This window comes from Paracoccus fontiphilus (assembly GCF_017356265.1).
Classification (GTDB): Bacteria; Pseudomonadota; Alphaproteobacteria; order Rhodobacterales; family Rhodobacteraceae; genus Paracoccus; species Paracoccus fontiphilus.
On record NZ_JAFNAW010000081.1, the window covers coordinates 1 to 12,488 of the forward strand.

A 12,488-nucleotide genomic window follows, 5' to 3' on the forward strand; every position below is an offset into this window, starting at 1 on the left:
GCCAGGCAGCATAATCTCAACCTACAGAGCCAGAGCCCTCCAGAGCAAAATCAGGTCGCCTGTTCCAAATCATTCGACGACGGACACTGTCGAGCGCGCCGAAGTGCCTGGCCACCCCCTGTCGGATCGGATCCAGCGCCTCCCAACGGCTGGCGCCAGAGGCGGCGTGGATGCCCACAAACTCGCCCGAGCAGTGGTCAACCGCGACAAAGACGTAGGCACGGCCCTCGGCTGTCGTGAAGGTCTCGGTCATGTCCGTGCCTCACACCTGATCCACCCGCTCCGTCACGACCGTCCCGTCATGCGGATGCGCTGCCCGCGGCGCCGGCCGGTGAGGGGCAAGCAGGCCATGCTCCTTCATCAGCCGCCGCACCCGGCGTGCTGCCGCCCGCAGGCCACGGAAGCACAGCCGCGCCCAGACCTTGCGATAACCCTCCCCGGTGAAGGGCGAGGCCTCGATCACCTCCCGGATCGCCGCCAGCAGGTCGGTGTCGTTGGCCGCGCCCTGCGGTCCGCGACGCCGAGGGGGACGCGGTGCGTTTGCCGCCGGCCGGGCGCGTTGGCGATGAAGGGTTGCCCGGGACAGACCCCAGAACCGGCAGATGGTGGCCAGCGGGTAGCGGCGCTGAAGGGAGGGCGAGATCATCTGGCTCATCTCCTCGACCTCCCGCGGGCCAAAGGGCGGCCCGCCTCCAGCTTGTCGATCTTGGCGTAAAGAAGCTCGTTGGCCATGGTGATCTCGCCCACCTTCGCCTGAAGCCGCGCGATCTCGTCGTCACGCGCGTCGCGTTCGCGCTCCTTCAGCGCACTCTCGCCCGCCAACAGCACCCGGTCGCGCCACCCTGAGAGCCGATGCGCCGGAACGTTCAGCTCGCGCGACAGCGCCTCCAGGCTCTCGCCCCGCATCAGCCGCTGCACCGCCGCAAGCTTCCGCTTCGCCGAGAACCGCTTCCCCGATCCGGCCTCGGCCCCGCCGCCGCCAGCGTGTGGAGCGCGCGTCGCCGGGGCCGAGGCCTCCGTTGCACCAGGTTTCAACTCGTTCTTGTCATCCATGCTCTACCCCCCACTTCATTGGGAAAAGTAGCGCTCGCCGCTGTCTCAAGAAACCGTGCTCCGGCCCATGATCGTGAGTGGGGTGACCGGCGGCGAATATGAGACCGCCCTGGACATCCTGGATGACGAGGGTAGCGTGAATCTCGACGAACGTGCCGAAAGCTGGTGTTCCGAAGGCTGGGGCGGTCACGAGGCCAGCTCCTATGCCTCGGACAGCACGGCATCCGCCTATGGCGCCCGTGCGGGTGCAACGGGTGATCTGGACAGTCCCTATGTTGACGAGGACAGCACGGGCGCTGATGCGTCCTTGCGCCAAGGTCGGGATCTGCGCGGAGACGAGACGATCCCCATGGTGGAGGAACGTCTTCGCGTCGGCAAGCGCGAAACCGGGCAGGGCCGTGTTCGGGTCCGGGCCTATACGGTCGAGGAGCAGGTGAACGAACGTGTTGATCTGCTTGAGGAGCGGGTCCAGATCGCGCGCTGCCCTGTTGATCGCGAGATCGAAAAGGACAATGTCGATGGCAGTCGCGATACGTTGAGCAGCGTGGACCGCGACAACATCGATCGCACCAAGATCTAAACCCCTTGCAGACGAGAGAAAGGGTCTCGCCTCGGCGAGTCTTTTTTCCTGTGATCGGGATTGCCTCGACATTGGAGACGGACTGCGGCCGAGGTATCATGCCGTGCAGCGCCTCCACACTCTGCTCCCCAACAAGACGGCTTTGGAAGAAAGGCGCAGTTCGACAATTTACGGATTGCACCCAACATCGTGTGCCTGAACCATATGCTGAACTCGCCTCAAGATCATCATGCAGCCGCGGGCGAAAGCCTTAAGACGGATGCCTCCTGCTGCCACGCGCTTCTCAGTCTGCGTGCGGCGCTGATCTGTGCGACGCTCTGCTGGATGGTCTTTGCCGTTCTTGCGGGTTTGATGCTGAGCGGTCGTTATGCCGACCTGGATAACCTGGGCTTGCTGCTGTTTCGGAGCTCAGTCGGTCTGGAACTGCGCGGGCCCTCGTGGGCAGCCGACATGACGCGAGACATCACAGCGTTAGACGGTGTCATGTTGCGGCACCTCCTTGCCGCATCTGCCGTCGCAATGCTTCTGCTGTTCGGCATGCGACGTCAGGCAGCAATCCTATTTGTCACCATTTCCAGCGGCTGGATGATCGGCGCTTTGCTGAAGCTTGGCTTTGCTCGGCCACGCCCAACCAACGTGTCCCATCTCATGGGAGTGGAAGGTTACAGCTTTCCCAGCGGACATAGCTTCAATGCCGCTGTTGTCTACATCAGCCTTGCCGTCGTGCTGGGAACCCTCAGCCCGCGGGCAAACGTCCGCAGAGCACTTGTTGCGACAGGCATCGCCATTAGCATCCTGGTCAGCCTCAGCCGCGTGATGCTGGGCGTTCACTATCCGAGCGATGTTCTGGCAGGGTGGATAGCCGGTGCGGGCTGGGCTCTGCTTGCTTCGGCATGGTTGAGTATGGTTTCCATCCGGTCATCCTGATGAGATCGGTATTTGCTTTATTGCCACGAGGAACTTCATCCATGGCCAAGAAAAAGATCATCTACATTGCCGCCGCAAGTGAAGACAGGCGCATCCGAAACATGATCAAGGCGGAACCACTTCGCACGAAAAGGCTGTTTGAATATGCCGATCCTCCGGTGGAGGAAACATACGACAGGCAGTGGCAGGCACAGGTTCGAGAGCAAATTCGCCAATCGACCGGCGTCCTTGTCGTAATCAGCAAGAACACCTTGTCATCTCGCAGTCAGGCCTGGGAACGTCAGTGTGCCGAGGAGGAACGTAAGCCGATGAAAGGCATTTGGGCTTATGATCAGGATCAGGCTTCTGCCAGAAATCTCAGTACAATGGTCTGGACGTGGGGAAACATCGCGAACTGGATTGACGAACTCTGACCGTCCCAGCCTGTATGGGCAAAGCTGTCGTGCTGCGTTACAACCTCAAGACCGCGTTCGATCCCGTCCTGCCAAAGCCGCCACCAAATACGGAAGTGCGCCGGGTTCAGGGCAAAGAAGTACCACTCGAAGATGCTCCCAAACAGATCGGCGCATTTGTGGCAGTCCGCGTCGCTGACTGGCACTTATGGCTCTTGCGGCGGTCTGCAGGGCGGTGCCTGCGCTATGGCAGAGAATGGCATGCGCCGCGAAGGTCAGGACAGGCAGCAAGACGAGCGTGGAATTAGTGCCTGCGCCCTCACGTCCGAGCCAGCAGGCCACACCCGCGCTTACCGCGATTTCAGCCTCCTGTTCGACCCCCGCGAGGTCAGCGTCATGACCTGCATGCTCCATGGCCAGACGCAGATTGCTTCATGGAAGGAACGGCATGAGGGCTGGGATGTGGAACAATGGCAGTACCGCCCCCGCGACCTCCGCGAAAGCAGGATCTAGGCGGCTTTGAGGATCTCAGCAACCACCGGGGTTGGTAACCAACGAGATCGCCCATTGCCACAGCAAGGCGTCCGAAGGAACACCGTATGGGTCATTTCAAGGATCCGCTTACAGGCAGGTAGGGAAGCATTCTCACCACTGACACGAGAAGCGCCCATTCTGGTCGGGTCTAGCTAAGCTGGACGAACAACGGTGCTGGGAGCACTGGCCCGGTTAACATAAATTGTCCGCCTTCTCGGGCTTCGGGAGTTAGCCAGAATCCCCGTTGCTGCGTTGACAGGCATGATGGAATGGTTTCACCCCGATCCCTACATCCTGGTGCTGACCGGAGCGGGATTTCTGATTGCCCTAGTGGCCTGGTTGCCGCTGGCGCTGCGGCGACTGCCCTTGTCGCTGCCCATCGTCTGCATCGGCCTAGGCGCCGCGCTGTTCTCGCTGCCGCAGGTGGGGCTTGATCCCTCACCCTTGGCCTATCCGAACATCACTGAGCGGTTCACGGAGTTCGTGGTCATCATTGCCCTGATGGGGGCGGGGCTGAAGCTCGACCGGGTGTTCGGGATCCGCCGCTGGCAGGTTGCGTGGCGGCTGATCCTCGTGACCATGCCGCTGGGCATCCTGGCCATCACGGTCCTGTTAGGCACGCTCGCGGGGTTGCCATGGATCGTCGCCCTGCTGCTGGGGGCGGTCCTGGCGCCCACCGATCCGGTGCTGGCTGCCGATGTCCAGGTCGGCCCCCCGAAAGGCGGCGAGGAGGACGAGGTCCGTTTCGGCCTGACTGCGGAGGCGGGACTGAACGACGGCGCGGCCTTTCCCTTCGTCAACTTGGCCATCGTTCTGGCGGCGGCCGGCACGGGAGAGCCATGGGCGGCCAAATGGCTGGGCTATCATGTCCTGTGGGAAATCGGCGCCGGCGTTGCCGGGGGATACCTGATCGGCCGCGCCTTCGGCTGGCTGACGTTCCGCATCCCGGCGGAAACCAAGCTGGCGCAGACGGGCGACGGCCTGATCGCCCTGGCGGCCACCTTCATCTCCTATGGCCTGACCGAGATGATCCATTCCTATGGCTTCCTGTCGGTCTTCGTGACCGCGCTGACCTTTCGCCATGCCCACCGCTCTCATGACTTCCACCGCGAGATGCACGATGTCACCGAACAGGTCGAGCGTCTGGCAATGATGGTCCTGCTGCTGCTGTTCGGGGGCGCCCTGGCGAACGGGCTGCTGGGTGCCTTGGTCTGGACCGACATCGTCGCGGCCCTGGTGATCCTGCTCGTGATCAGGCCGGTCACGGGGCTGATCGGCCTGGCGGGGCTGAAGGCGACCTGGAGCGAAAAACTGACGATCGCGTTTTTCGGCATCCGGGGCGTGGGATCGTTCTATTATCTGGCCTACGGTCTCAACAGCATGGAGATCGATGGAGCCGATCGCCTTTGGGCCGTCGTCGGGCTCGTGGTGGTGATCTCGGTCTTCCTGCACGGCCTGACCGTCACGCCGCTGATGCGCCTTCTGGACCGCAGCCACGGCCGCGACCCCGACGCGGAAGGCGTCCCGCCGCCGGGCTTGCAGGGACCGGGGGCAGGCGAAGACGCGTCGCAATAAAGCGGTTGATCCGGACCAGAGCGACGAGTGCTCGGTGAGACATCTCTTTCCTGTGGACTCGAGATGGTGCGAAGCACCCGGCGCAATCGGAACGAAAGGGTATTTGGAAGGTTTAAACCTGCAGACTTTCCTCATACGCGCCGGATCCTGCCGTCGCCCCTGCCAGAGGTTTCTAAAGATGAGCTATTCTTCCGGCGAACCCCCGCTGTCGACCGGGACTGCCTCGACGCATCCGAGTCCTTCCGAGGACGCCCACACCATCATGATCAACAAGGTCTCATGGGGCGCGATCTTCGCAGGCGTCGTGGTGGCCCTGGTGGTTCAGGTGCTTCTGACGATGCTGGGTGTGGGCATCGGGCTTGCAACGCTTGATCCAGGCACGGGTGACAATCCGGCCGCCTCGACCTTCTCGATCGCTGCAGGCATCTGGTATGTCCTTTCAGGCATCATTGCTTCGTTTGCCGGCGGCTACATCGCAGCCCGCATGTCGGGCAAGACGGTGCCAACGACAGGCGCCCTGCACGGGTTGACCACATGGGCCTTCACGACCCTTCTGGTTCTTTACTTCCTTTCCACCACCATCGGCAGCCTGGTCGGCGGCGCCTTCAGCGGCATTTCCAGCGCCATTGGAGGGGTCGGCCAGACTGTGGCGCAAACGGCCGCGCCCGCGTTGGAAAACATCAATCCCCTGGACGAGATCGAAGCCCAGGTACGCGCCACCGGTAACGATCCCGAGGCGCTCAACAATGCAGCAGTGAATGCAGCCCGCGCCCTGGTGACGGGTGACGAGGAGGGTCGCGACGAAGCCCGCCAGCAGGCGGCACAGGCCCTTGCCAATGCCCGCGGCATCCCGATCGAGGAAGCGAACGAACAGATAGTCCAGATCGAGCAGCGATATCAGCAGACGGTTGATCGGGTCCAGCAAAGGGCAACCGAGGCAGCGGATGCAGCGGCCTCGGGTATCTCGACCGGTGCCATCCTGGCCTTCGTGGCACTTGTTCTGGGTGCCATAGCTGGCTGGCTGGGTGGCCGCTCAGGTGTCGTTCATCCGGTTTATGCCGATCGCGTGATCCCAACTCGCCACAGGCTCTGAGCAAATCTGAAACCAGAAGCCCCGCTGAAGCGGGGCTTTTATCTGGCCCTTTGGTTTCATTGGCTCCTCATGAAGCTCCTCGCCAGTCTTGGCCATCAGTTTGGTGGACGACCTGAATGGCAGAACGCTCATCCCGGCACATGCCTGGTGTTGGCGTTTCTTGTGCAGGAACGCTCGACGCTGCAGATCTGAGGACGGGTAACATCCCTGCTGCTCCATCCTGCAATCCGCGACACCAAGTCCATCACCACTGCGAGCTTGGTGATCAACTCCAACCCTGGTTCCAGAACCCCGCTGGCCCTTCATCCCGGCAGGTCCATACAGGTGATCATCAGGGTGCCGTCGCTCGAGAGCAATGGAACACCAAGGTGTCCATCTTGTTATTGCTTTCAGCCAATCACCAAGAGGATAGACGCAATGACGCAAAGATCAGGTTTCCCGGAAAAGAATGAGGATGCCGCATCTCCAAGCGAAGGAACGCCAGACCTGCGGGACGACACCATGAGCTTTGTTGAGAAGGCATCCACGCTGGCAAGCAATGCTGTGGAGGGTTTGCGAGGGTCTGTTCAAGAGGTCAGGGCAGCCGGACAAGACTACGCCGGAAAAGCATTGGACATAGGCAAAAGGAAAGCTGAAGAGGCTGCCTTTTATACTGAGTTGGGCTATGAAGAAGCAATCGACTATGTTCGGCAAAGACCGATTGCTGCCCTGAGCATGGCAATGGGCATCGGCCTTGTTCTCGGTCTTGCGACCGCACGCCGCTAATCACTGCCTGTAGCGTATTGCGTGAAATCCTTTCGGAGGCCCCTCTGATCCTTAATCCATAAGGATGGTTTTTTTTAAAGCGCTGATCAAAGCTCTCGACTAAAGAAGAGGCCCCGCACTTGCGGGGCCAAATCATGTGATCAAATCAAGCCTCAGGGCTTGCGATTGTCATAATCCCGGCTTCCCACTTCGGGGTCCAGACCTTGGCGGTTCGGCCCATCACGATCGTCGTCGATCTCGACTTCGGTGCGTCGGACGGTGTCCGAGACTGTTTCGCGGTGGGTTTCGCTGGTCTTGCGGAGTTCGATCTCCTCGACCACGCGGGCTTCCTTTTGAACGACCGCTTCTTCGCGGTATTCTTCAGCTTCGATCGTGCGGTCCTGGAAAGCAGTATCCGCGTTTGTCAGGGGACGGTCGACAGGCCGGCGCTCGACCTCAACTCGCTCCTCGCGCAGGTCGACGCTTTCGCTGACGGGCTCTTCGACGGTATAGGCGCGAACCCGGACACGGCCATGGCCGGTTTCGCGCTTGCCGACGCGAAGACGTTCCTCCACGATGGGGATCGTCTCGTCTCCGCGCAGATCCCGACCTTGCCGCAAGGACGCATCAGCGCCCGTGCTGTCCTCGTCAACATAGGGACTGTCCAGATCACCCGTTGCACCCGCACGGGCGCCATAGGCGGATGCCGTGCTGCCCGAGGCATAGCTGCTGGACTGGTAATCGCTCCAGCCCTCTGAGCGCCAGCTTTCTTCACGCTCTTCAAGATTGATGCTGCCTTCGTCGTCGAGGATATCCAGGGCGGTCTCGTAATCGGCCCCGGACAACCCTGTCACGGTCACCAGGTAGCCGCCGCGCGACAGCCCTTCGGCATAGGAATACCGATCTTCATCGGGAAAAAAGAAGTCCTCGAGACTATCCCAAAAACCTTTGTTGCGATCTTCAACGGCATCCGTGCGAGAAGCAGTGTCACTCCCCCCCGCTACCTGCCGGATGCGCTCCGAGGTTATCCCGGCCTGATTCAGCCGCTCGACCGCGCGCTGCGCCTCGGCCTGGCTATCGAACATGGCAGAAACGGACAGCGTGCCGGAAGCACCGAGTTCATTCTCATAGGTCATCTTGATCGTCCTTTTGGTATGGCTGTTCCAGATCGGCGGGCAAGCGCTCGATCTGGACGGTTTGGCGACGGGTTGTCGCGGGCACGTCAATTGTCTCTTTATGTTCGATACGGCGAACATGGATTTCTTCACGAAGATAGAGTTCGCGCGTGACGACCAGGCGCTCTTCGACCACAGGGATGATGGTCACTTCGCCTTCCGTCACGACGTCCGGGATTGTGTCGATCCGACGGTCAATTGGCACCCGGACCACATCAACCTCAACGCTCGCAAGGTCAGTTGGCAGGAGGTGGTTTATCTCCTCGGTTTGAGTGGCGATCCTGACACGACCGCTGACAACCCGCCGGGTCGAGACAGTGGCTGTTTCTTCAACAACGGGAATGAAATCGCGCTCAGTTTCGTCAGCCATTCTCGTCCCCGTCGTCAGCAATGATCAACGGACAGACAGGAATTGCGTTCCGCAAAATTTGATCCCGTGGGGCGCAATCATTAACAGAGAGGCTTGCAGCAGACTGGGGCAAGATAAGAGAAAAGATACTGGCCAAGCGGATGAAGAGGGAACTGACCGCGGGACAGGAGGAAATCCGACCGCCGCGCCCCATGCTTTGTTTTTGCCAACGCCAACGGGTTTCGGCATCAAAAAAGGCATGATGTGATTGTCTTGATGAGGACTGACGTCATCAGACGCCCATAGCTGGCTCGCGTTCCCGCATCGCACCCGCATCTCGCGTCCATTTCCCGACCGACACCATTGCAGCACTATTCGGTGAGGCAGGGTAGGGGTCTTGGCTGTTCGGTTTTGTTCATAGCCAGCACGATAGCCGCAGAAGGTCCGTTCATTTTTCGGGATAAAGCCTTTTCACGATCATTGCCGCAGAGAGGCCAAGAAGGGTCCCCGCAGCAATGTCGATCGGGTAGTGCTTGGCACGTGGCACCTGAACACCTGCAATCAGGCTGGCTGTCAGGAGAGCCGGAATGGCCGTCTTTGGGATATCGGAGGCTATGATCGCTGCGACAGCAACAGCACCGGCTGTATGGCCCGAGGGAAAGGAGGTGTCGTGACCGCCTTCGGTTTCCCCGGGCTCGCAAACATAGTCCTCTCCGTCCAGAACCACACCTGGTCTTGTTCGCCGAAACCGGTTCTTGATCGCCCTCTTTATACTGTTTGCCAGCACATGGGCAGCCATCATCCGCACACCCGTTCGGGCCAGGTGGGGACGATCGGAGATGAGCCCGGCCGTCAAGACGCCGCCACAGACCAGGGACAGAGGGACCTGATCCGCGATCTCACTCACCAAGCCCAATGACGTGACTACGGGATGATGGCGAAAGCGGCCAGCGTCTTGCGCCATTGTTTTGTCAGCTTCCTCGATCGCCCTGACCGTGTCCGGGACTGACTGCTCATCGTTCTTGGTCATGCCGCTATCTTTTCGTGATCTTTGCTGCTGGAAATGACCGCGTATAACCGCCCCGCTGTCGGCACAGTTCCGTGAACAAATATCAACCGCCGGAAAAACCCCAACGTTTGAAAAGGTTTCTTCGAACAGATCAAATCTCATAATCTAAAGCGCTCATCATGGCAGGTGTGCCAACACCTGATCAATCTGTCGGCATCTTGGAACTGCGACGGCTCTGCAGCCCTTCTCCCGCAGACCGAGAAGGGACTCTCAGATCATGGACCGTTTTGAACGATATGCTCTGGTGGCGGACGATGAGCCGCTGATCCGGATGGATGTTCAGGCCATCCTGACCAAGGCAGGGTTTCAGGTGCTGACCGCCGCCGGAGCTGAAGAGGCTCTGGACATCCTGCTCCGCCGCAGCCCAAAGATTGAACTGCTCTTTACCGATGTCCAGATGCCCCCGGGAAAGATGACCGGCTACGACCTGGCCCGGCGCTGCGCCCGTGACATGCCGGACATCGCGATCCTGGTCGCTTCTGGCGCACAACCGCCCGAGCCCGATACCCTGCCTGAGGCGGCCCTGTTCCTTGATAAGCCCTTCAGTCCTGATCAGATCCTGCGGTGTCTATCCCAGCTTCTCCCCAACCGCTGACGACGAAGGCCAGCAGAATGTCCACGCCAGAGGACAGGGCTTTCCCCTGAACCTGCTTTTTCCCGGAACGAACGTTGTCCCAGGACAGCGGCTAGGCCGTCTCCACTTCTGCCGACACCGTGAACTGCGCTCCCTGGGCGGTGTTGATCGCCTCGACCGTGGCATTCAACTGGCTGCTCAGCGAGACGATCAGGCGCATGCCGAGGCCAGCCTGGCTCCTCATGTCAAAGCCCTCAGGCAACCCACGACCATGGTCTGCCACGACAAGCGTGTAGCCTCCCTTGTCCTGGCCTGGTCCGAAGTGAACCTGGATCGGGACGGGCTCGTCTCCGCGCCGTGCATGCTTCAGGGCATTGGTGAGTAGCTCGCTCGCAACCAGTCCGAGCGGCAGCGCCTGATCGATAGGCAGGAGCATCGTCATGGCCTCGACCGTGATCTGCGCGTTTCCAGAGCCCAATGAGGATGCGATATCTTCTGTCAGACGCTGCAGGTATCCCCCGAACTCAACCGTATCCATGTTCGCCGAGCGGTAAAGCTGCTCGTGGATACGGGCCACGCTCAGAACACGGGTCGAAGCCTCGGCCAAGGCGTCCTTTGCCTCTCGCGATGACACGGCCCGCTCCTGCATGCGCAGCAGCCCCCCGACCATGGACAGGCTGTTCTTGATGCGGTGATCGATCTCACGGAATAGAAGATCCTTGTCGGCCAGGGCACGCCGCAGTCGCTCTTCCGCCACGACATGGGTGGTGACATCCTGCACGATGCCGACCAGACGCACGGGGCGCCCTTCGGCAAAGGTTGTCCGTCCGTAGGCAGCAACCCAACGGGTGTCTTTGTCCGAACGGCGCAGAACGCGATACTGGGCCGCAGAGCGTCCATCGCCCTGCGGATCGAGCGCTTGATCAAGCGCGGCCTGCATCGCGGCCTGGTCCTCGGGATGTATGCCATCCGCGAAGGTCGCAAAGCTGACCGGCTCCTCGGCCCCAATGCCCCAGATGTCGCGGATGCGCCCGTCCCATTCGATTGTGCCGGTGACCAGGTCATGGTCGAAAAGCCCGAGCGCCGCCGCATCGACCGCAATGCTGAGACGCTCCTCGCTCTGGGCCACAGCCTGCTCAGCAAGCTTGCGCTCGTGGATATCCTCTGATGCGCCATACCACATGGCAATCCCGCCCCGCGCATCTTGCCAAGGATGGGCATGGCTGCGCATCCAGCGATAATCGCCATTCGCCATGCGGACGCGCTGCTCGATGTCAAAGGACGTGCCCGTCTCGATGGCGTGCCTCCAAGCCGAAAGGGAGGCAGAGCGATCATCGGGATGGATCGCTTCAAGCCAACCCTCTCCTTCGGCGTCCTGAAGCGTCAGGCCTGTCAGGTCGAGCCATCGCTCGTTGAACTCGACAATTTGCCCCTCTGCATTGGCCGCCCAGGGGATCTGCGGGTTGAGTTCGACCGCGCGCCGCAGATGAGCCTCCCGCTGGGCCAGTTCGTGGCCAAGCTCCTCGATCCTGCTGCGTGCTGCCTCCTTGTCGATGGCCACGCCAAGCGTGTTGGCGAGCGCCTGCAGAAAATGGATGTCATGCGGATTGAACGCGCCGGGATCGCGGCTATCGGCCTCGAGAACCCCGAAGGGCGTGCCTTCACCCTGGATGATCACGTTGACCGCGCGCTTGACCCCGTGGTCCGCCATCAGCTTCGGGGTGCGGAAGCGCTTTTCTTCTGAGAGATGGTTGGAAATCACCGGCTCGCCTGTCTTGAAGGCGTAGCCTGCGGGGCTTTCCAGATCCGCTCCGATCCGGGCATGTCCGACCAACCCGGGCCTCCAGCCGATCCCCGCGCGCAGAAGAAGAGCGTTCTCCTTGGGCAAGGGTTCGAGCACCTTTGCAAAGCCCACTTCAAGCCCATCCGCTGCAATGCGACAAGCTTCATCCAGGATGGCTTGCAACGTATTGTTCTTGAGGGCGAAGCGGCCGAATTCAGCAATCAGCGCCTGTTGGGCCAGACGCCGTTCAAGCTCAGGAACAGGCGGGTTGGGAGAGTCGTCGGCCGGGGTCTCTGCGATCATGACCGTTCCAATATCACCGCGAGAATACAGGGAACAAGAAGAGAACCCCGTATCCGCGTCAAGGGGTTTTCACAAGATGCCTCGTGTCGCGAGACTGCCTGGCTCTGCAAGGTCCTTCTCGGCAGCGCACATGATCGGCGCAGGCGTGTCCTCTTCTCGTGCTTACCTGTATGAGTTGCTGCCTTTGGGAGACGGTTCCAGGGCGGACCTCCTTATGGATGGAGACCAACCGGCGAGTGATGATGCTATCGGTGTCAACGGCGGTGCAAAATCCGGCCACGCGGCGGGGTAAAATCAGGCCAGGCGGCGGTGACCGGCACCATGGCGCGCGCGCTCA

At 60.9% G+C, this 12,488-nt stretch carries 15 protein-coding genes; 8 read left to right on the forward strand and 7 right to left on the reverse strand.

Annotation, left to right across the window (positions count from 1 at the left end; genetic code table 11):
- Positions 1-16: 16 nt before the first annotated feature.
- From J0F76_RS18215 to J0F76_RS18225, 3 genes are read right to left on the reverse strand one after another with little or no spacing between them, the layout of a single operon-like run.
- Entirely contained in the window at positions 17-253 is a 237-nt protein-coding gene (locus J0F76_RS18215) for a hypothetical protein (RefSeq protein ID WP_207471668.1), read from the reverse strand.
- 9 nt (positions 254-262) lie between these two features.
- Entirely contained in the window at positions 263-655 is a 393-nt protein-coding gene (locus tag J0F76_RS18220; protein ID WP_207471670.1) for an IS3 family transposase, read from the reverse strand.
- Positions 652-1,053, reverse strand: a complete 402-nt coding sequence (locus J0F76_RS18225; RefSeq protein WP_207471672.1) for a transposase — start codon at positions 1,051-1,053, stop codon at positions 652-654. Before J0F76_RS18225 ends, J0F76_RS18220 begins: the two co-directional genes overlap by 4 nt.
- Positions 1,054-1,126: 73 nt before the next feature.
- On the opposite strand from J0F76_RS18225, the gene J0F76_RS21285 reads away from it, so the two are divergent.
- The 7 genes from J0F76_RS21285 (at position 1,127) to J0F76_RS18260 (ending at position 6,919) form a co-directional block, all read left to right on the forward strand.
- Complete coding sequence (locus tag J0F76_RS21285) at positions 1,127-1,633, forward strand: DUF2382 domain-containing protein (protein ID WP_207471673.1); 507 nt, start codon at positions 1,127-1,129, stop codon at positions 1,631-1,633.
- Between the two features lie 204 nt (positions 1,634-1,837).
- The gene (locus J0F76_RS18235) at positions 1,838-2,560 is read left to right on the forward strand and encodes a phosphatase PAP2 family protein (protein WP_207471674.1); all 723 of its coding nucleotides are present in this window, start codon (positions 1,838-1,840) and stop codon (positions 2,558-2,560) included.
- Positions 2,561-2,601: 41 nt separating this feature from the next.
- Entirely contained in the window at positions 2,602-2,973 is a 372-nt protein-coding gene (locus J0F76_RS18240; protein ID WP_207471675.1) for a TIR domain-containing protein, read from the forward strand.
- 225 nt (positions 2,974-3,198) lie between these two features.
- Positions 3,199-3,465 (forward strand): hypothetical protein, encoded by a 267-nt coding sequence (locus J0F76_RS18245; protein WP_207471676.1) that lies wholly within the window; start codon positions 3,199-3,201, stop codon positions 3,463-3,465.
- Positions 3,466-3,750: 285 nt separating this feature from the next.
- Complete coding sequence (locus J0F76_RS18250; protein WP_207471677.1) at positions 3,751-5,061, forward strand: cation:proton antiporter; 1,311 nt, start codon at positions 3,751-3,753, stop codon at positions 5,059-5,061.
- Between the two features lie 178 nt (positions 5,062-5,239).
- A complete protein-coding gene (locus tag J0F76_RS18255; protein ID WP_207471678.1) occupies positions 5,240-6,154 on the forward strand; it encodes a PhnA-like protein in 915 nt (304 codons plus the stop codon).
- 417 nt (positions 6,155-6,571) lie between these two features.
- Positions 6,572-6,919 (forward strand): DUF883 family protein, encoded by a 348-nt coding sequence (locus J0F76_RS18260; RefSeq protein WP_207471679.1) that lies wholly within the window; start codon positions 6,572-6,574, stop codon positions 6,917-6,919.
- 152 nt (positions 6,920-7,071) lie between these two features.
- Here J0F76_RS18260 and J0F76_RS18265 read toward each other — a convergent pair whose 3' ends face one another.
- The 3 genes from J0F76_RS18265 to J0F76_RS18275 form a co-directional block, all read right to left on the reverse strand.
- A complete protein-coding gene (locus J0F76_RS18265; RefSeq protein WP_242690389.1) occupies positions 7,072-8,034 on the reverse strand; it encodes a YsnF/AvaK domain-containing protein in 963 nt (320 codons plus the stop codon).
- A complete protein-coding gene (locus J0F76_RS18270; RefSeq protein WP_081791454.1) occupies positions 8,024-8,443 on the reverse strand; it encodes a YsnF/AvaK domain-containing protein in 420 nt (139 codons plus the stop codon). The genes J0F76_RS18265 and J0F76_RS18270 overlap by 11 nt, the downstream gene beginning before the upstream one ends.
- Positions 8,444-8,870: 427 nt before the next feature.
- The gene (locus J0F76_RS18275) at positions 8,871-9,593 is read right to left on the reverse strand and encodes a phosphatase PAP2 family protein (RefSeq protein WP_207471681.1); all 723 of its coding nucleotides are present in this window, start codon (positions 9,591-9,593) and stop codon (positions 8,871-8,873) included.
- Between the two features lie 115 nt (positions 9,594-9,708).
- Between J0F76_RS18275 and J0F76_RS18280 the strand changes: the two genes are divergently transcribed.
- Positions 9,709-10,086: a response regulator gene (locus J0F76_RS18280; RefSeq protein ID WP_207471682.1), complete on the forward strand. Its 378-nt coding sequence runs from the start codon at positions 9,709-9,711 to the stop codon at positions 10,084-10,086.
- 91 nt (positions 10,087-10,177) lie between these two features.
- Here J0F76_RS18280 and J0F76_RS18285 read toward each other — a convergent pair whose 3' ends face one another.
- Positions 10,178-12,151, reverse strand: a complete 1,974-nt coding sequence (locus J0F76_RS18285; protein ID WP_207471683.1) for a PAS domain-containing protein — start codon at positions 12,149-12,151, stop codon at positions 10,178-10,180.
- Positions 12,152-12,488 lie beyond the last annotated feature (337 nt).

Bases quoted from the DNA above. Each gene is read 5' to 3' on its own strand.
- J0F76_RS18265 (WP_242690389.1), bottom strand. From the start codon at position 8,034: ATGACCTATGAGAATGAACTCGGTGCTTCCGGCACGCTGTCCGTTTCT.
- J0F76_RS18260 (WP_207471679.1), top strand. From the start codon at position 6,572: ATGACGCAAAGATCAGGTTTCCCGGAAAAGAATGAGGATGCCGCATCT.
- J0F76_RS18225 (WP_207471672.1), bottom strand. From the start codon at position 1,053: ATGGATGACAAGAACGAGTTGAAACCTGGTGCAACGGAGGCCTCGGCC.
- J0F76_RS18275 (WP_207471681.1), bottom strand. From the start codon at position 9,593: ATGAGATTTGATCTGTTCGAAGAAACCTTTTCAAACGTTGGGGTTTTT.
- J0F76_RS18280 (WP_207471682.1), top strand. From the start codon at position 9,709: ATGGACCGTTTTGAACGATATGCTCTGGTGGCGGACGATGAGCCGCTG.
- J0F76_RS18285 (WP_207471683.1), bottom strand. From the start codon at position 12,151: ATGATCGCAGAGACCCCGGCCGACGACTCTCCCAACCCGCCTGTTCCT.
- J0F76_RS18220 (WP_207471670.1), bottom strand. From the start codon at position 655: ATGAGCCAGATGATCTCGCCCTCCCTTCAGCGCCGCTACCCGCTGGCC.
- J0F76_RS18250 (WP_207471677.1), top strand. From the start codon at position 3,751: ATGGAATGGTTTCACCCCGATCCCTACATCCTGGTGCTGACCGGAGCG.
- J0F76_RS18240 (WP_207471675.1), top strand. From the start codon at position 2,602: ATGGCCAAGAAAAAGATCATCTACATTGCCGCCGCAAGTGAAGACAGG.
- J0F76_RS18215 (WP_207471668.1), bottom strand. From the start codon at position 253: ATGACCGAGACCTTCACGACAGCCGAGGGCCGTGCCTACGTCTTTGTC.
- J0F76_RS18245 (WP_207471676.1), top strand. From the start codon at position 3,199: ATGGCAGAGAATGGCATGCGCCGCGAAGGTCAGGACAGGCAGCAAGAC.
- J0F76_RS18235 (WP_207471674.1), top strand. From the start codon at position 1,838: ATGCTGAACTCGCCTCAAGATCATCATGCAGCCGCGGGCGAAAGCCTT.
- J0F76_RS18255 (WP_207471678.1), top strand. From the start codon at position 5,240: ATGAGCTATTCTTCCGGCGAACCCCCGCTGTCGACCGGGACTGCCTCG.
- J0F76_RS18270 (WP_081791454.1), bottom strand. From the start codon at position 8,443: ATGGCTGACGAAACTGAGCGCGATTTCATTCCCGTTGTTGAAGAAACA.